At 69.1% G+C, this 17527-nt stretch carries 20 protein-coding genes; 8 read left to right on the forward strand and 12 right to left on the reverse strand.

The genetic code is table 11. The features are described 5' to 3' along the window. Nucleotides 1-212: 212 nt before the first annotated feature. The 4 genes from ACWESM_RS33610 to ACWESM_RS33625 form a co-directional block, all read right to left on the reverse strand. A complete protein-coding gene (locus ACWESM_RS33610; protein ID WP_355080705.1) occupies nt 213-1415 on the reverse strand; it encodes an argininosuccinate synthase in 1203 nt (400 codons plus the stop codon). Nucleotides 1416-1751: 336 nt separating this feature from the next. Next, a complete protein-coding gene (gene tyrS, locus ACWESM_RS33615; protein WP_452495191.1) occupies nt 1752-2876 on the reverse strand; it encodes a tyrosine--tRNA ligase in 1125 nt (374 codons plus the stop codon). 123 nt (nt 2877-2999) lie between these two features. Beyond that, complete coding sequence (locus tag ACWESM_RS33620; RefSeq protein ID WP_452495192.1) at nt 3000-3713, reverse strand: creatininase family protein; 714 nt, start codon at nt 3711-3713, stop codon at nt 3000-3002. Then, a complete protein-coding gene (locus ACWESM_RS33625; RefSeq protein ID WP_452495193.1) occupies nt 3713-4108 on the reverse strand; it encodes a hypothetical protein in 396 nt (131 codons plus the stop codon). Before ACWESM_RS33625 ends, ACWESM_RS33620 begins: the two co-directional genes overlap by 1 nt. A gap of 178 nt (nt 4109-4286) precedes the next feature. On the opposite strand from ACWESM_RS33625, the gene ACWESM_RS33630 reads away from it, so the two are divergent. Together ACWESM_RS33630 and ACWESM_RS33635 are read left to right on the forward strand one after the other, a co-directional pair. After that, a complete protein-coding gene (locus ACWESM_RS33630) occupies nt 4287-5324 on the forward strand; it encodes a hypothetical protein (RefSeq protein ID WP_452495194.1) in 1038 nt (345 codons plus the stop codon). Between the two features lie 55 nt (nt 5325-5379). Next, complete coding sequence (locus ACWESM_RS33635; protein WP_452495195.1) at nt 5380-5760, forward strand: hypothetical protein; 381 nt, start codon at nt 5380-5382, stop codon at nt 5758-5760. Nucleotides 5761-5843: 83 nt separating this feature from the next. Here the strand turns inward: ACWESM_RS33635 and ACWESM_RS33640 are convergent, their stop codons facing one another. The 7 genes from ACWESM_RS33640 to ACWESM_RS33670 all read right to left on the reverse strand — a co-directional run bounded on the left by ACWESM_RS33640 (nt 5844) and on the right by ACWESM_RS33670 (nt 12541). After that, the gene (locus ACWESM_RS33640; RefSeq protein ID WP_452495196.1) at nt 5844-6344 is read right to left on the reverse strand and encodes an arginine repressor; all 501 of its coding nucleotides are present in this window, start codon (nt 6342-6344) and stop codon (nt 5844-5846) included. Beyond that, complete coding sequence (gene argF / locus ACWESM_RS33645) at nt 6341-7285, reverse strand: ornithine carbamoyltransferase (RefSeq protein WP_452495198.1); 945 nt, start codon at nt 7283-7285, stop codon at nt 6341-6343. The genes ACWESM_RS33640 and argF overlap by 4 nt, the downstream gene beginning before the upstream one ends. Next, a complete protein-coding gene (locus tag ACWESM_RS33650; RefSeq protein ID WP_356968995.1) occupies nt 7282-8484 on the reverse strand; it encodes an acetylornithine transaminase in 1203 nt (400 codons plus the stop codon). The genes argF and ACWESM_RS33650 overlap by 4 nt, the downstream gene beginning before the upstream one ends. Then, nucleotides 8481-9416 carry an acetylglutamate kinase gene (gene argB, locus ACWESM_RS33655; protein ID WP_412806468.1) on the reverse strand — a complete coding sequence of 312 codons (936 nt, stop codon included), beginning with the start codon at nt 9414-9416 and terminating at the stop codon, nt 8481-8483. Before argB ends, ACWESM_RS33650 begins: the two co-directional genes overlap by 4 nt. Then, on the reverse strand, nt 9413-10630 hold the full coding sequence (gene argJ, locus ACWESM_RS33660; protein ID WP_355080694.1) for a bifunctional glutamate N-acetyltransferase/amino-acid acetyltransferase ArgJ: 1218 nt from the start codon (nt 10628-10630) through the stop codon (nt 9413-9415). The genes argB and argJ overlap by 4 nt, the downstream gene beginning before the upstream one ends. Beyond that, nucleotides 10627-11685: an N-acetyl-gamma-glutamyl-phosphate reductase gene (gene argC / locus ACWESM_RS33665; protein ID WP_356968990.1), complete on the reverse strand. Its 1059-nt coding sequence runs from the start codon at nt 11683-11685 to the stop codon at nt 10627-10629. The genes argJ and argC overlap by 4 nt, the downstream gene beginning before the upstream one ends. A 148-nt stretch (nt 11686-11833) precedes the next feature. After that, nucleotides 11834-12541, reverse strand: a complete 708-nt coding sequence (locus tag ACWESM_RS33670; RefSeq protein ID WP_364430259.1) for an ArsR/SmtB family transcription factor — start codon at nt 12539-12541, stop codon at nt 11834-11836. Nucleotides 12542-12605: 64 nt separating this feature from the next. Here ACWESM_RS33670 and ACWESM_RS33675 point away from each other — a divergent pair, with 64 nt between their 5' ends. The 5 genes from ACWESM_RS33675 to ACWESM_RS33695 all read left to right on the forward strand — a co-directional run bounded on the left by ACWESM_RS33675 (nt 12606) and on the right by ACWESM_RS33695 (nt 15984). Then, nucleotides 12606-13415, forward strand: a complete 810-nt coding sequence (locus tag ACWESM_RS33675) for an isocitrate lyase/PEP mutase family protein (RefSeq protein WP_452495202.1) — start codon at nt 12606-12608, stop codon at nt 13413-13415. 124 nt (nt 13416-13539) lie between these two features. Beyond that, a complete protein-coding gene (locus ACWESM_RS33680; RefSeq protein WP_452495204.1) occupies nt 13540-14124 on the forward strand; it encodes a dihydrofolate reductase family protein in 585 nt (194 codons plus the stop codon). 14 nt (nt 14125-14138) lie between these two features. Next, on the forward strand, nt 14139-14477 hold the full coding sequence (locus ACWESM_RS33685; protein ID WP_355080684.1) for a YciI family protein: 339 nt from the start codon (nt 14139-14141) through the stop codon (nt 14475-14477). After that, a complete protein-coding gene (locus ACWESM_RS33690) occupies nt 14478-15722 on the forward strand; it encodes an RNA polymerase sigma factor (protein ID WP_452495206.1) in 1245 nt (414 codons plus the stop codon). Then, nucleotides 15697-15984, forward strand: a complete 288-nt coding sequence (locus ACWESM_RS33695) for a hypothetical protein (RefSeq protein WP_452495208.1) — start codon at nt 15697-15699, stop codon at nt 15982-15984. The genes ACWESM_RS33690 and ACWESM_RS33695 overlap by 26 nt, the downstream gene beginning before the upstream one ends. Before the next feature lie 15 nt (nt 15985-15999). On the opposite strand, the gene ACWESM_RS33700 is transcribed toward ACWESM_RS33695, so the two are convergent. Then, nucleotides 16000-16491 carry a pyridoxamine 5'-phosphate oxidase family protein gene (locus tag ACWESM_RS33700; protein WP_452495210.1) on the reverse strand — a complete coding sequence of 164 codons (492 nt, stop codon included), beginning with the start codon at nt 16489-16491 and terminating at the stop codon, nt 16000-16002. Nucleotides 16492-16554: 63 nt separating this feature from the next. Between ACWESM_RS33700 and ACWESM_RS33705 the strand changes: the two genes are divergently transcribed. Next, a complete protein-coding gene (locus ACWESM_RS33705; RefSeq protein WP_452495212.1) occupies nt 16555-17526 on the forward strand; it encodes a helix-turn-helix transcriptional regulator in 972 nt (323 codons plus the stop codon). The last annotated feature ends 1 nt before the right edge of the window (nt 17527 follow it).

The raw sequence follows: 17527 nt of genomic DNA on the forward strand, positions 1-17527 counted from the left end.
AGCGCCGGGGCGAAGGCGTACGCAGGTTGCTTTCGGGGTGCACTGCTGCCCTGTCAGCACACTCCGAACGCCGATTCGAGACTACGGGAAGCCACACTCCTACCCCACCGCCGCCGAAGTCGAGGCGGTGCAGCGCGAATTCTGGTTCGAGGCCACCCTCGTGGGAGCCGTCGGCGTGCCGGTGCTCGGTCGGGCACCGGCACGCCTGAGGCTTACTTCTGGTTCAGGTCGCGGCGGGCGGCGACCTTGGAGGACAGGCCGTGGATCTGGACGAAGCCCTTGGCCAGGGACTGGTCGAAGGTGTCGCCCTCGTCGTAGGTGGCCAGGTTGAAGTCGTAGAGCGACTGCTCCGAGCGGCGGCCGTTGACCACGGCGGAGCCGCCGTGCAGCACCATCCGGATGTCGCCGGAGACGTGCTGCTGGGTGTCCAGGATGAAGGCGTCCAGCGCGCGCTTGAGCGGGGAGAACCACAGGCCGTCGTAGGCCAGCTCGCCCCAGCGCTGCTCGACCTGCCGCTTGTACCGGCCCAGCTCGCGCTCGATGGTGACGTTCTCCAGGGCCTGGTGCGCGGTGATCAGCGCGATGGCGCCCGGAGCCTCGTAGATCTCCCGGCTCTTGATACCGACCAGGCGGTCCTCGACCATGTCCAGGCGGCCGACGCCCTGGCGGCCGGCGCGGTGGTTCAGCTCGATGATCGCTTCCAGCACGCTGACCTGGCGGCCGTCGATGGCCACCGGAACACCCTTGTCGAACGTGACGATGAGTTCGTCGGGAGCCTCGAAGTTGACGGTCGGGTCGGAGGTGTAGTCGTAGACGTCCTTGGTCGGGGCGTTCCACAGGTCCTCGAGGAACCCGGTCTCCACCGCGCGGCCCCAGACGTTCTGATCGATGGAGAACGGCGACTTCTTGGTGACGTTGATCGGCAGCGCGTTCTCCTCGGCGAAGGCGATGGCCTTCTCCCTGGTCCAGGCGTAGTCGCGAACCGGGGCGATCACGTTCAGATCGGGCGCGAGCGCGCCGATGCCGACCTCGAAGCGGACCTGGTCGTTGCCCTTGCCGGTGCAGCCGTGCGCGACGGTGCTCGCGCCGTGGAACTTGGCGGCCTCGACCAGGTGCTTGACGATGAGGGGGCGGCTGATCGCCGACACCAGCGGGTACTGGCCCATGTACATCGCGTTGGCCTGGATGGTGGGCAGGCAGTACTGGTCGGCGAACTCGTCGCGCGCGTCGACCACGATCGCCTCGACGGCGCCGCAGTCAAGGGCGCGCTGGCGCACCACGTTCATGTCCTCGCCGCCCTGGCCGAGGTCGATGGCCACGGCCACCACTTCGGCGCCGGTCTCCTTGCCGATCCAGCTGATCGCGACGGAGGTGTCCAGCCCACCGGAGTAGGCGAGTACGACGCGCTCGGACATGTTCTGTGTGCTCCTCGATGGTTCGGTAGGTGTATCAGCAGTATGGCGGGTGTCCGAGCAGTGGGAACGGCCCGGCCCCGACGCCCTCGCGACCAGCCTTAAGGCCCTGCGTCATTCTGCAAATGATTATGCACGATGATGCAAGCCCATTCATAATTGGGGTGGCGTTCGCGGTCCGCACCGAGCTGGCACCCATCAGCCATGCCCGATGTACAGCCGCGGGATCTTCAGCTCGACGGACAAGTGAGCTGGATCGAAATTACTGTCGGCATCCTCCGCACTCAACCGCTCCACGATGCCTTGACTCTCCTGCCTCGCACTGAGCTGCACCGGGAGTCAACCTGACACACCAAGTGCGGGATTCGGTGGTGCGGGCAGGTCACCACTGCCGACCAGCGCCTGGTTGTCCGCACGCACCCGATGCATCGTTTCCTCACCGTGAACCAGGGCGGTGACGTCCTCGGCGAGCGCGCGCTGCGCCTCCCGGTGCGCGGGCCGCTTCCGAGTGGCCCCCTCGAGCGCCTCGATCTTGTCCCGGCCGCGGAAGGTGAAGATTTTCAGATAGTCAGCGACCTTGGCGTCCTCGGCGTTGAGCCAGAACTGGTAGAAGTCGTACGGCGAGGTCATCTCCGGGTCGAGCCAGATCGCACCCCCTTCGGTCTTGCCGAACTTGGTGCCGTCGGCCTTGGTGATCAGCGGCGTGGCCAAAACGTGCAGGCTTATGCCCTCGACGCGGTGAGTAAGGTCCGCGCCGGCGGTCAGGTTGCCCCACTGGTCGGAACCGCCGGTCTGCAATGTGCATCCATATCGGCGGTAGAGCTGGTAGAAGTCCATGCCCTGTAGAAGCTGGTAGGAGAACTCGGTGAAACTGATCCCGGCCTCGCTGTCGAGTCGCGCCGACACCGCTTCCTTCGCCAGCATCCGGTTCACCCGGAAGTGTTTGCCGACATCGCGAAGGAAATTGATGGCCGACATCGGTGAGGTCCAGTCCAGGTTGTTCACGACCACGGCGGCGTTGTCACCGTCGAAGGACAGAAACCGCTCGACCTGGTTGCGGATTCGAGCGACCCAGGCCACCACAGTGTCGTGGTCGTTGAGCACTCGTTCACCCGACATGCGTGGATCACCGATGAGCCCGGTTGCGCCGCCCACCAGGGCGATCGGTTTGTGCCCGAAGTCCTGCAGGCGGCGCATCGTCAGCAATTGCACCAAATTGCCGATGTGCAAGCTCGGTGCCGTTGGATCGAACCCGCAATAGTAGGTCACCGGACCGGCCGCGAGGGAGGCGCGGAGCGCCTCTTCATCGGTGGACAGCGCGACGAGCCCGCGCCAGGTGAGTTCGTCAAGGGCATTGGGCCGAATCTGGGTCAAGATTGCGAAATTCCTCTCAGTAGCCCGGGCCTGCAGGTGCGGCCGCTGCGACTCGTCGATGCGGCCGGATGAAATGCTGAGGATCGACAACCTCACAATCGTCCGACGGGATGGTCGCCACGTCTACAAAAGTGTAGTGATCAACGGCATTTCATTGACACTCCCGTTGTGGCAAGTGCAGCGCTACGCGACGAAGCAGACTTGGATAGGAAGCTAGTCTTCTGCCCCGGAGCATGAAATCAGTGCAACGTATTCACCGAACGACTTCGTCAGGGCGTCCAGCGCCGTCTTACCTTTGACGTCGGTCGCTGCGGACGGCCGTCCGATGATTCCACTGGAGGTGTATGCCGACATGCCGAGCAACTGGAGGTGCGGACGATCCGATGCCTCATGATCGGCGTGCCGGAACGATGGCCGCACCAGGTCGGGTCTGGCGTGCAGCAGAATCGACGTTTCGAGTTCGCCGCCGTGCATGTCCCCATGTGAGTCGGTGTCCATTCCGGCGGCTTCCCTGGCTCGGCTCCAGTCCTCCCGGCCGGGATGGACCACGACGTTGCGGCCGGTGGTGTTGGCCTCTTGAGCGATGTTTCCCAAGACGTAGTTGCCGCCGTGGGCGTTGACCAATACGAGGGTGGTGATGCCGGATCGGTCGAGTGAGCGACGAATATCGCCGATGACGGCGACCAGAGTGGCCGGGCTGAGGCTGACAGTTCCGGCGAATCCCTCATGCTCGTGCGAACAGGACATCGTCAGCGGCGGTAGAAGGAGTAGCGGGTAGTTTTCGGCGAGTTGCCGCGCGATCAGGCAGGCGATGACGGTGTCGGTGATGAGTGGTAGATGGTCGCCGTGTTGCTCGAAACTGCCGACGGGCAGCACTGCGATTCGGGCGCCTGCGTCGGCGACGTCGGTCGAACTGGCGGTGGTCATCAACTCCACTCGAAGCTCCTACCATGACTGGCTCGTGCACGTTGCGCGGTGCGTACGTGGTGGGTCAACTCCCGCGCGGCACCGGTCTGTCCCGCAGCGTGCAGCACGGTGACAGTGGTACGCAGCTGACCGAGCGTGCGGTGAGACCCGGTGTCGGCGACGATGCCAGCCGCATAACTTGCGAACTCCACCGCCTCCGACCACGAACCTACTCCTGCGTGCGCGGTGGACAGCCGACCCGCCACGTATCGCAGTCGGCTGCGACCATTGCTGCCGTCGCGGCTCGCGGCCAGGCGCTGGTCGATGAATGTGATGTCGTGTCGCACGACTCGGATCAAGTCGTGGGGCCCGGCCAGCTGGTCGCGGACCGAGTGCCCGGCCAACGTGGACAGCATGGCATCGGCCAGTTGAGTTTCCGTCGGCGTATGGATTGCCGCGGCGAGCCGATCCGGAAGCGCGGCGCTAGATCGCTGCGGCGCAGCGGTTGCGGGCCGAGGTGAAGGCGGCGAAGGCTGCCAATGCCACGGTTCCGGACCGGCACGACATTGGACTTGCCGACAATTCGCCGGTCGGTTGGAGAGAATCGCCCAAGAGGAACGACGCGCCACCCACCCGATGCCGCGCAATGTGGTCGTATACCGGGGCAATCGGCCGTTCGTCGGCGCGGGCGCGAGAGTCCGGTCCTGGTCACAGGCGGTCGAGTTGCACTCCGACGATCCCGCGGCGAAGCCGGATGCGGAAATCGGCGAGTTCACCGCCGCGGATCTGCAGAACTTCGTAGCCGAGGACGTCGACGCCATCCGGAAGTCGCCCGAAATCACGCCGGGCGGTCGTTTCGCCGGATTGACCATCACCGACACGGCTTTCGTGTCCGCGGGACACCTTCGGCACTACGCCGACGCCACGTTCTTCGCCGACGAACTGACGGCAGGCCGCAATCCACTACTGGCCGACACATATTGGCACGGGTTGCTGAATCGTTCACCGGAATGGCTGCGCCTGTACCGCTGTTTCCGGGTCGAAGCTTGGGAACGACAGCTTGCGGTCGCGGGCTACCTGCACGTCGGGTACGAGCGGCGCACTCTCTACTTGGAGTGGAACGGATTCGTCCTGCCGCCGGTCGCCGCAGCCTACCGAACAGTCGACACGCCGCCCGGCGCGACGATGGCCCGGTCCCTGTGGCGGGCCCTCGGTGAGATGGCGCTGCTGCCGACGACGGTTCCTTCCCGCGTCGCCGACGTTACGACGTGGGTTCGCGACGTACTCGGCTACGGCCACGGGCTGACGAGGACGCCCGCCCAGGCTGCCCATGCCTTCGGTGCGGCGGCGACCGTACGCGAGATCGGCGCGGGCATCGCGTTCCCGCATTTTTTCCAGGAGACAGATGCCGACCAGTACCTGAAGATTCTCGAGCGCCGCGTGCTGGACGCGATCCAGCGGTTTCTCGCATCGAAGGGCATCGCCATCGGGACCTTCACCGCGATGGTCACCCAGATCAACAATGCGACGGTCATGGACGGGTGCACGGTGGTGGCGGGGAGCATAGGTGGCAGCGGCAATTCCGGCACCGTTGGATCCGCCGATGTCATCGGCACACCGGCCGCAGGATGACTTCGGCCCGATCCACCGCCAGGACAAAGAGCGAAACGACTAGGAGTACTCGAGAATGCCCGACAACGGCGTGAATATCGGCGGCGGCAATGTCGTCGCGGGAAACATCGGCGGTTCCGGCAATTCCGGGGCCATACACGGACGAGTCACGGTGAACGGCGGCGGCGACCGGGACGCTCTGCAGACGACAATCGCTCAGCTGCGTAGCGAATTGATCGCGCTCCGAGCGCTACTCACCGACACCGAGGGTCCGTACGCGGAACCCGCCGATGTCGATGAAGTCATCGAAGCCCTCGGCGAATCCGAACCCGACCTCGAACGAGCCACCGGCAGATGGACTCGGCTGTTCCGCCGAATTCCAGAGGCGCTCACGAATCTCGACACTCTCACACGAATCGTCGATCTCTTCGAAAGGGTGCGTGCGCTGGCCGAGTGACTGCGCTTCGGCACTAACCCGCCGGTGGGTATGTGCGCCCGGCCCAGAGGCGGGCCGATTGCGCCACCGGAGTGCTCGACGGCTCAGGCTAGTTGTTCGATCTTCGCCGCCACTTCGGCGCCCATCAGCGGCTCGCGGGCGATGACGGCGATGGTGTCGTCGCCCGCGATGGTGCCCACGATGTACGGCAGAGCGGCGCGGTCGAGGGCGCTGGCCAGGTAGTGGGCCGCGCCGGGTGGGGTGCGTAGCACTGCGATGTTGCCGCTGGCGTCGGTGGAGACCAAGAGGTCGCCGAGCAGTTTGGACAGGCGGTCGGTGCCGCCGGTGACGCCGCGGACGGGGCTGCCGTCCTCGGGGACCACGTAGACGCCGGCGCCGCCGTCGGCGGCACGCAGTTTCACCGCGCCCAGTTCGTCCAGGTCGCGTGAGAGCGTCGCCTGGGTAGTCTCGATGCCCTCGGCCGCCAGGAGCGCCGCCAGTTCGGTCTGGCTGCGGACCGCGTGCGCCGACAGCAGTTCGACGATGCGCGACTGCCGCCCGGCGCGGGTGCGCGCGATGGCGGGGCCGCTTCTGACCTCGGTCACGCCCCTCCCCCGTATCGTCGCTCCAGCAGCCAGACCAGCAGCGCCTTCTGCGCGTGCAGGCGGTTCTCCGCCTCGTCCCACACCACGCTGTGCGGCCCGTCGAGCACCTCGTCGGTGACCTCTTCGCCACGGTGCGCGGGCAGGCAGTGCAGCACGACCGCGTCCGGCTTCGCGTGCGCGAGCAGCTCGGCGTTGAGCTGGAACGGGCGGAACGGACCCACCCGGTCCAGGCCGTCGTTCTCCTGCCCCATGGACGTCCAGGTATCGGTGACCAGCGCGTCGGCGCCCCACGCGGCGGCGACCGGGTCGCCGGTCACCGTGACGGTCGCGCCGGTCTCGGCGGCCCGCTTGCGCGCGGCCTCCACCACCCACGGCTGCGGCTCGAACCCCGCGGGCGCGGCGATGGTCACGTTCAGACCCGCGGTAGCGCCGCCGAGCAGCAGCGAGTGCGCCATGTTGTTGGCGCCGTCGCCGAAGTAGGCCAGTTCGCGACCGGTCAGGTCGCCCTTGTGCTCGGCGAGGGTCTGCAGGTCCGCGAGCACCTGGCAGGGATGGAACTCGTTGGACAGCGCGTTGACCACCGGCACCGTCGCGGTGGCGGCCATCTCGTCCAGCCGGGACTGCTCGAAGGTGCGCCACACGATGGCGTCCACATACCGGGACAGCACCCGGCCGGTATCGCCGAGCGTCTCCTCCCGGCCCAGCTGGGTGTCGCGGCCGTCGACGACTACCGCGTGCCCGCCGAGCTGGGCGATGCCCATCTCGAAGGAGAACCGGGTGCGGGTGGAGTTCTTCTCGAAGATCACGCCGACGCCGCGCGGACCCTCCAGCGGGCGCCGCGCGAACGGCGACTTCTTGAGTTCGGCCGCGAGGGCGAGGATCTCGGCCTGCTCGGCCGGGCTGACATCGTCGTCACGCAGGAAATGCCGCACGGAAGTCATTGCGCCGCAGCTCCTTTCGCGTCAGCGAGCGCGGCGTCGAGGATCCCGGGCAGGTCGGCGACGAAATTGTCGGCCTGGGTCTCGGTGAGCACCAGCGGCGGCGCCAGCCGGATCACGTCGGGCTTGGCCGGGTTGACCAGGTAGCCCGCCTCCCGCGCCCGCGCCTCGACCTGTGCGGACACCTCGTCGGTGAGCACGATGCCCAGCAACAGGCCCGCACCGCGCACCTGATCGATGAGCGGATGCTCGAGCAGTTCGATGCCGTCGCTGAGCCGCTTGCCGACCGACTCGACGTGCGAGAGCAGGTCGGTCTCATCGATCGTGCGCAGCACCGCGAGCGCCGCCGCGGCGCACACGGGATTGCCGCCGAAGGTGGTGCCGTGCATGCCGGGGGTGAGCAGATCGGCCGCCCGCCCGGTGGCCAGCACCGCGCCGATCGGCAGTCCGCCGCCGAGACCCTTGGCCAGGGTGATCACGTCCGGGACGATGCCGACGGCCTGGTGGGCGTAGAACTTCCCGGTCCGGCCGATGCCGGTCTGCACCTCGTCCAGCACCAGCAGCGCACCCTTGCGCGCGGTGATCTCACGCGCCTTGGCCAGGTAGTCGAACGGCGGTACCACCACGCCGCTCTCCCCCATCATCGGCTCGAGGAACACCGCGGCGGTGTCCTCGTCGACCGCGGCCTCCAGCGCCGCGGCGTCGCCGTAGGGCACGTGCACGACGCCGGGCGGCATCGGTTCGAACGGGGTGCGCTTGGACGGCTGCCCGGTGAGGGCGAGCGCGCCCATGGTGCGGCCGTGGAAGGCCTCCTCGCAGGCGACGAGCTTGGGCCGCCCGGTCAGCCGTGCGATCTTGAACGCCGCTTCGACGGCCTCGGTGCCGGAGTTGCAGAAGAACGCCCGGCCTTCGCCGTCGCCGAAGTGCGCGAGCAGCCGCTCGGCCAGCTCGACGACCGGCTCGCTGGCATACAGATTCGACACGTGCCCGAGCGTGCCGAGCTGCTGGGTGACCGCCTCCAGAATCGCCGGGTGCGCGTGCCCGAGGCTGTTGACCGCGATGCCGCCGAGGAAATCGACGTAGCGCTTGCCGTCCGCGTCGTAGACCACGGCTCCCGCGCCGCGGACCAGCGCGACCTTCGGTGTGCCGTAGTTGTTCATCAGCGCGGCGGACCACCGCTGCTGCAGTTCAGCTGTGCTCATTGTTTCGTTCCGTTCGGCGCGCCGGACCCGTTCGGGATGAGCGGGGCGGGCGTCACCATCGTTCCGATTCCTTCTCCGGTGAACAGTTCCAGCAGCACGGCGTGCGGGACCCGGCCGTCGATGACATGCGCGGTCGGCACCCCGGCCGTCACAGCGCGCAGGCAGGCTTCCATCTTGGGCACCATGCCCGCATCGAGGCGTGGGAGCAACTCGGCCAACGCTTTCGTATCGATGCTGGAGGTGAGCGACGAACGGTCCGGCCAGTTCGTGTACAGGCCTTCGACGTCGGTGAGCATCACCAGTTTCTCGGCGCCGATGCCCTCGGCGAGCGCCGCGGCGGCGGTGTCGGCGTTGATGTTGTGCACCACGCCCTCCGCGTCCGGGGCGATGGTCGACACCACGGGAATTCGGCCCGCCCCGATCAGATCCAGCACGGCATCCGGGTTCACCTCGGTGACGTCGCCGACCAGCCCGATGTCGGTGGGCTCGCCGTCGACCTCGACCGTGCGGCGGGTCGCGGTGAACAGCCGGGCGTCCTCACCGGAGATGCCGACCGCGTACGGGCCGTGCGAGTTGATCAGGCCGACCAGCTCGCGGCCGACCTGACCGAACAGGACCATCCGCACCACGTCCATCACCTCGGGTGTGGTCACCCGGAAGCCGCCGCGGAATTCGCCTTGCAGCCCGAGCTTTTTCAGCATCGCGCTGATCTGCGGGCCGCCGCCGTGCACCACCACCGGGTGGACGCCGACCGTGCGCAGGAACGCCATGTCGGCGGCGAAGGCCCGCTTGAGGTCGTCGTCGACCATGGCGTTGCCGCCGTACTTCACGACGACGATCTTGTCCCGGAACTTCTGCAACCACGGCAGGGCGTCGGCCAGGACGTGCGCCTTGTCCAACGCCGAAAGCGTGTGCAGCACATCGCTGGTCATGAGCTGTAGGCCGAGTTCTCTTCGACGTAACCGTGCGAGAGGTCGGTGGTGCGGATGGTCGCACGCGCGGAGCCCACGTTCAGGTCGATCAGCACCTCGATGTCGGCGCCGGACAGATCGACCTCGCGTGCGCCGGGCGCGCCGACGCCATCGATGCACACCGGTTTGCCGTTGAACGACACCGAGATCCGATTCGGGTCCAACGTCACCGGCGCCATGCCGACCGCCGCGAGCACCCGGCCCCAGTTCGGGTCGGATCCGAACAGCGCCGTCTTGACCAAGCTGTCGCGGGCGACGGTGCGCGCCGCGGCCACGGCCTCGTCCTCGGTGACCGCGCCTGCAACGGTGACCAGCACCCGCTTGGTGACGCCCTCGGCGTCGGCCATCAGCTGGGCGGCCAGATCGTCGCAGACCGCGAGCACGGCGGCGTCCAACTCCTCCTGGCTCGGGCTGACCTCGCTCGCGCCGTTGGCCAGCAGCAGGACGGTGTCGTTGGTGGAGCAGGAGCCGTCCACGTCGAGCCGGTCGAAGGTGCGCGCGGTGGCGTTGCGCAGCGCGCGGTCGAGCTGATCCGCGGTCACCGCCGCGTCGGTGGTGAGCACGACCAGCATGGTCGCCAGCGACGGGGCCAGCATGCCCGCGCCCTTCGCCATGCCGCCGACGTTCCACTTGTCGCGGTGGTGGAACGCCGCCTCCTTGGGCACCGTGTCGGTGGTCATGATGGCCCACGCGGCATCAGCGCCGCCGGACAGGCCGCCGCCCATCTCGTGCACGATCTCGGTGACGGCGGGGATCAGTTTGTCCATCGGAAGCCGGTCACCGATGAGCCCGGTGGAGCAGACCGCGATCTCCCCCGCTCCGGTCTCGGTGCCCCAGTTGCTCAGCGCGGCGGCGAGTTCCTCGGCGGTCTTGTGCGTGTCCTGGAATCCGCCCGGGCCGGTGCAGGCGTTGGCTCCGCCGGAGTTCAGGATCACCGCGCGCAGCCGCTTGCCGGTCAGCACCTGCTGCGACCACAGCACCGGAGCGGCCTTCACCTTGTTGCGGGTGAACACGCCCGCGGCCGGGTACTCCGGGCCCTCGTTGAACACCAGCGCCAGATCCGGCTTGCCGCTGACCTTGATGCCCGCGGCGATGCCCGCCGCGCGGAAGCCGAGTGGTGCGGTCACGCCCTGGGTGCGGACCAGCTTGCCGCTGGCGGTGTCGGTCGATGTCACGGTGCCACTCCTACGGTGGAAAGTCCTTCGGTCTCCTCGAAGCCGAGGGCCAGGTTCATCGATTGCACCGCGGCGCCCGCGGTGCCCTTGGTCAAGTTGTCGATCGCGCCGATCACCACGAGCACGCCCGCGTCGGCGTCCACGGCCACCTGCAGGGTCACGGCGTTGGAGCCGAGCACCGACCCGGTCTGCGGCAGCGCGCCCTCCGGCAGCAGGTGCACGAAAGGCTCGTCGGCATAGGCTTTTTCGTAGACCGCGCGCGCCTGCGCCGCGTCGACGCGAATCGGTGCGGTGCAGGTGGCCAGGATGCCGCGTGGCATCGGCGCGAGTACCGGCGTGAAGGACACTGTGACGTCCGTGCCGCCTGCCGCCGTGAGGTTCTGCGCGATCTCCGGGGTGTGCCGGTGCGCGCCCGCGATCCCGTAGGCCCGCGCCGAACCCATCACCTCCGACCCCAACAGCCCGATGTCCAGCTTGCGGCCCGCTCCTGAGGTGCCGCTCACCGCGACCACATGCACGGTGGGCTCAACGATGCCGGCGGCGACGGCGGGAGCCAGCGCGAGGCTCGCGACGGTCGGATAGCAGCCGGGGACCGCGATCCGCGTCGCGCCCCGCAGCTTCTCCCGGCCGCCGGGCAGCTCGGGCAAACCGTAGGGCCAGCTGCCCGCGTGCGGGCTGCCGTAGTATTTCTCCCAGGCCTCGGGGTCGGTGAGCCGGAAGTCGGCGCCGCAGTCGATGATCACGGTGGACTCGGGCAACTCGGCGGCGATGGCCGCGGACTGGCCGTGCGGCAGGCCGAGGAAGACCACGTCGTGCCCGGCCAGCTCGGCGGCCGTGGTCGGCGCGAGCACCCGATCGGCCAGCGGCAGCAAATGCGGTTGCAGCTCCCCCAGCGGGGTGCCCGCGTTGGAGCCCGCGGTCAGCGCCCCGATGACGAGGCGCCCGGTTCGGTAGGCCGGATGCCCCAGCAGCAGACGCAACACTTCGCCGCCCGCGTACCCGCTGGCACCGGCTACCGCGACCCGCACGGCGGGTCCACCCGAGGAATCAACCATGTGATGATTATGCATGACTATGCAAGCTCATTCACAGCCTGGTCGCCGGGAGCGGTTCACGACCACCAGATACCCGCCGCGTCGTCACACGAAACGGCGAGCTCGCGGTATCGGTCCCGCGAGCAACGGCGCATTGTTCCGCCGCAGGTCAGCGCAGTAGTTCGGGCGCGATGCCCAGCGTATCCGCCAGCCCGGCCTCGCCCCGCGCCGTCACGCGCACGGCGCGCCCGCTACCGATCCGCTTGATCCACGCCAGCTCGATCATGCGGCGGCAGAGTTGCGCGCCCGCCGCGCCGCCCAGATGAACGCGGCGCTCGGTCCAGTCCAGACACGGCCGGACGATCGGCCGTCGCGTGGCGCGCAGCGCGGCGGGGTCGACGCCCATCGGCCCGGTGAGCCACGCCGAGCCGGGCTCCGTCAGCGCGAACCCGCTGTCGCCGCGCAACAAGCCCTGCGCGGTCATGGCGTCGGTGACCGCCACACCCAACCGGCCCGCGAGATGGTCGTAACAAGTGCGGCCACGGGCCAGCGCGGCGGCGGCGGTCGCGGTGCGCAGTCCGGTCGCCGGGGCGGCGGGCGGGCCGACATGGGCGACCATGGCCTCGAGCAGGTCCGCGACCCGGGGCCCGGCCAGCCGCAGGTAGCGGTGCCTGCCCTGCCGATGCTCGAGCACCAACCCGCCGTCGCGCAGCCGGTCCAGATGTTGCGTCGCGGTGGACGGCGCGACACCGGTATGGCGCGCGAGTTCGCCCGCGGTCCAGGCCCGTCCGTCCAGCAGCGCGAGGCAGATGTCGGCGCGGGTGCGGTCGGCGAGCAGAGCGGCCAGGCCCGCCAGTTCGGCTCCTCGATCGGACATCACCTCATCATGGCGCGTCGTCGTTTCGGCGGGCGCCGAAACGTCCCGTGGCTACGGTCGCGGCATGACTTCGTCTTCTCCGGCGGCGCCCGCGCCGACCAAGTTCGAGATCTTCCGCGCTTTGCACCACCGCGACCTGCCCCTGGTGCTGCCGAACGCCTGGGATTTCGCCTCGGCGGCGTTGCTGGCGACCGAGGGATTCCCGGCGATCGGCACCACCAGCCTGGGCGTGGCCGCCGCGGCGGGGCTCGCCGACGGTGCGGGCGTCACGAAGGCGGAGACCTTCGACGCCGCCCGGCGCCTGGCCCGGCTGCCCATCCCGATCACCGTCGACATCGAGGGCGGGTTCGACGAGCGGCCCGAAGCGGTCGCCGATTTCGCCGGACAACTCGCCGCCTGCGGGATCGCGGGTATCAACCTCGAAGACGGCCGCGCGGGTTCCGCTCTGGCCGACCCACGGCACCAAGCAGCGCTGATCGGCGCGATCAAGGACCGCACGCCACAGCTGTTCGTCAATGCCCGCGTCGACACCTACTGGCTCGGCCTCGACCACGGCTCCACGCATCAGCGTGCGCGGCGCTACGCCGAGGCCGGAGCCGACGGCGTATTCGTGCCCGGCGTGGCCGACCCGGCCCGCGTCGAGCGGATCGTCGCGGCGACCGAGCTGCCGGTCAACGTCCTCTATTCAGCTACCGGCCCCGGGATCGCGGCGCTGGCAGACCTGGGTGTCCGCCGAATCAGCACCGGATCGCTGCTCTACCGCGCCGCGCTGTCGGCCGCGGTGGACGTGGCCCGCGCCGTGCGGCACGGCGCTCCCGTCGCGCCGGGCATCGTCAGCTATTCCGACATCCAACGCCTGCTGCCTGACAAGTGAGTCCGCCCGATGCCGCGGTGCGGGAAATTGGGCGGAAAATATTCCGCGCTCGCTGTCGATCCGCCGGTCGTCCGTTCGTGTACGTGGTGAGACCGGCGCAGCGCCGGTCGCGGAAGGAGCGAAGATGAGCAAGATCATCGCGGTGCAGCATCTGAGCTTGGACGGCGTCATGCAGGCGCCCGGCCGGGCGGATGAGGACAGCAGGGACGGATTCGCCCACGGCGGCTGGGCACACCGGCACGACGACCCGGTGCAGGCGGAGGTCATGGGCAGGCATATGGCGGCCAACCGCGGCGCGCTGCTGCTCGGCAGGCGCACCTACGAGGATTTCGCGGGATACTGGCCGCGACAGGTCGGCGATCCGATGGCCGAGGCGCTGGACAAGACCGAGAAGATCGTCGCCTCTCGCACCGGAAGCGGGCCGCTGGCCTGGCAGAATTCGATCTGGCTCGGCGGCGACGCGGCGACGGCGGTGCCCGGAATACAGCGGCGGCAGCCGGACCGGAACCTGGTGGTACTCGGCAGCGGTGACCTGTTGCGCTCTCTGATGCGTCACGATCTCGTGGACGAGTACCTATTGCTGACCCACCCGCTGGTGCTCGGCACCGGTCGCCGCCTGTTCGACGGCGTGGGGCCGGTCGGCCTGCGGTCGGTCGACACCGTCGTGACCGGCACCGGTGTCGTCATCACCACCTACCGGCGCGCGTGAAGGAGGACGACGGAATGAAGAACTATCTGCTCGGCATCTACCAGCCCGACGATGGCGTGCCGGACAACCTGGACGAGATCATGCGCGATCTCGCGGCGCTGAACGACGAGATGCGGGCGGCGGGAGCCTGGGTGTTCGCGGCGGGCCTGCACGCGCCGAGCACCGCCACCGTGCTGCGCGCCGAAGGCGACGACATGCTGATCACCGATGGCCCGTATGTCGAGGGCAAGGAGCACATCGGCGGGTTCACCGTCATCCGCGCCGCCGATCTCGACGAGGCTCTGGAATGGGGCCGCAGGCTCGCCGCCGTCGTCACTCTGCCCATCGAAGTCCGTCCGATCCGAGACGAATAGATGAGCGAGGCCGTGACCGGCTCGGTGATCGAAGCGGTGTTCGCCGAGCACTACGGCCGTGCGGTGGCGAGCCTGATCCGCGTGTTCGGAGACATCGGCGTCGCCGAGGACGCGGTGCAGGACGCGTTCGCCGCCGCCGTCCAGCGCTGGCCCGCCGACGGTGTCCCGCCGAGCCCGCCCGGCTGGATCATCACCACCGCGCGCAACCGGGCGATCGACCGCCTGCGCCGCGATGCCTCCCGGGCGGACCGGCACGCGCAGGCCGCACTCCTGCATGCCGAGGACGAACCGTTGGAGCCCGTGAGCGCCGTGCGCGACGACCGCCTCCGGTTGATCTTCACCTGCTGCCACCCCGCCCTCGCGCAACAGGCGCGGGTGGCACTGACCCTGCGGCTGCTCGGCGGGTTGGGCACCGCCGAGATCGCCCGCGCATTCCTGGTCTCGGAAGCGACCATGGCGCAACGCTTGGTGCGCGCCAAAGGCAAGATCCGGGATGCCCGCATTCCCTACCGGGTGCCCGCCGACGCCGAGCTGCCCGCCCGGCTGCGCGCGGTACTCGCCGTCGTGTATCTGATCTTCACCGAGGGGCACACCGCCTCCTCCGGCGCGCGGCTGGTCCGGGCCGACCTCTGCGCCGAGGCGATCCGCCTCGGGCGCTTGCTGGCAGTGCTGATGCCGGACGAGCCCGAGGTGACCGGACTGCTCGCGCTGATGCTGCTGAGCGAGTCCCGCCGGGCCGCCCGCACGGGTGCCGACGGCTCTCTCGTCCCGCTCGCGGAGCAGGATCGCAGCCGGTGGGACCGCGACCTCGTCGCCGAAGGACACGCACTCGTCCGGCAGTGCCTGCGCCGCAACCAGCCGGGGCAATACCAGCTGCAGGCGGCGATCAACGCGGTGCATGCCGACGCACCCACCGCCGCGGCCACCGACTGGACCCAGATCCTGCGGCTCTACGACCAGCTCGCCGCACTCGCGCCGAGTCCGATCGTCGCGCTCAATCGCGCGGTGGCGGTCGCCGAAATACACGGTCCGGCAACGGCCTTGACACAGGTGGACGCCCTGCCCCTGGCGGGGTACCACCTGTTCCATGCCATCCGCGCCGACCTGTTGACCCGGCTCGGCAGCACCGAGGAGGCCACCGCCGCCTACGACGCCGCCATCGCCCGCACCGACAATGCCGCCGAGCGCGGTTTCCTGGCGCGTCGGCGCGCCGACCTCGGTGGGCAACCACGCCGGAGCGATTGACGGCCCGCCACGCCGGGCGGCTGCCACCACCGCCGCCCAGCTGGCCGCCGCCGGACTCGGCACCGCACTCGTGCCGACCAGCGCGCTGACGGCCACGTTCTCCGGCGCCGTCCGCAGCCTGCGTCCGCCCCTGGTGCGCGAGGTCATCTGCCTCACCGCCACCCCGGGCGATCCTCTCGTCCGCCGATTCCTGGAAGACCTGCGCCGGCGCGGTGTCCCGGTCCCGAGCCCGATCGCCGTCCAGTTGACGGCACGGGAGTGAGGCGGCGGCGCCGGGTCAGTGCTTGCGCACCACGCGTTCGCCTTCGCCCGGTTTCCAGATGGTGATGTCGAGGTGGTCGCCCGCGACCTCCACTGTCGACGCGCCGGTGAGATCGGCGACGTAGAAGTGGTCGAACTGTTGGCCCCTGATGTCGAACCCGGTCTGGTCGAACAGGTGCTGAGCGAAGCGAACGTGCACGTCGCGGTCAGGAAGCTCGACGACCGTGCCGAAGAGTTTGGCGTCGCCGTCGGAAACGTTCGTGTCCACCGTGGCGGTGTGCAGGCAGAAGCGCGGATCGCGCGCCAGATCGCGGAACATGGTCGTGCCCGGCATCCCCGCGATCACCAGGAGCCCATCGAAGACGCGCGGCTCGATCGGACTGATCCGTGGATATCCGTCCGAACGGATGGTGCCGAGCATGCAGAGATTGCCCGCCGCGCGGTGCCTGCGCAGGAAGATCTCGGCGATGTGCGGCGCTTCTTCGGTGAACCGGCTCCAAGTGGTCATACCGGCGACGGTACGGCGAATACTTGCCATCTCCTGTCCAGGTTTCCGGCTAGTGTCGCCTACGTGCGAGCGAGTCGACTGGTGCAGCTGCTCTTGCTGTTGCAGACGCGGGGCAGGCTCACCGCGCCCGAACTGGCCAGGGAACTGGAGGTGTCGGTGCGCACCGTCTACCGCGACGTCGAGGCCCTCTCGTCGGCCGGTGTCCCGGTCTACAGCGAGCCGGGCCGGGCCGGTGGCGTGCGGCTGGTCGACGGCTACCGCACCCGGCTCACCGGCCTCACCACCGACGAAGCCGACGCGGTGCTGCTGACCGGTCTGCCCGGTGCAGCCGCCGATCTCGGGCTCGGCACCGTGCTGGCCACCGCGCAGTTGAAGGTGCTCGCCGCGCTGCCGCCGGAACTGCGCGGGCGGGCGACGCGCATCGCCGAACGTGTGCTCGTCGACGCGCCGGGCTGGTTCCACCGGCCGGACGCGACGCCGATGCTCGCGACGATCGCCGACGCGCTCTGGCACGACCGCAGGCTGCGGGTGCGCTACCGCCGCAACGACAAAGTGGTCGAGCGCGTGCTCGACCCGCTCGGTCTGGTGCTCAAGGCGGGCACCTGGTATCTGGTGGCGCACAGCGGGTCCACACCGCGCTCGTACCGGGTCGGCCGGATACTCGCCGCCGAGCCGACCGGCGAAACCTTCTCCCGCCCAGCGCAATTCGATCTGCGCACACATTGGTCCGAGGCCGCCGACGAATTCGCGCGCTCGATGCTGCGCGTGCGGGCGCGCTGCCGGATCGCCGCCACCCACCTGCGCCTGCTGCGGCTGACGAACGATCCGGCGGCGGTCGCGGAGGCACTGGCCTCGGCGGGACCGCCCGATGCCGAAGGGTGGGTCGAGGTGGTGGTTCCGTCGGAGTCCTACGACGTGCTCGCCCACGGCCTGCTGCCGCTCGGCGAGCACGTCGAGGTTCTGGACCCACCGCAGTTGCGCGCGCGACTCGCGGCGACCGCCGCCGCCATGCACGCGCGCTACTCCGGGAAGTAGT

Source organism: Nocardia sp. NPDC003999 (assembly GCF_053604885.1).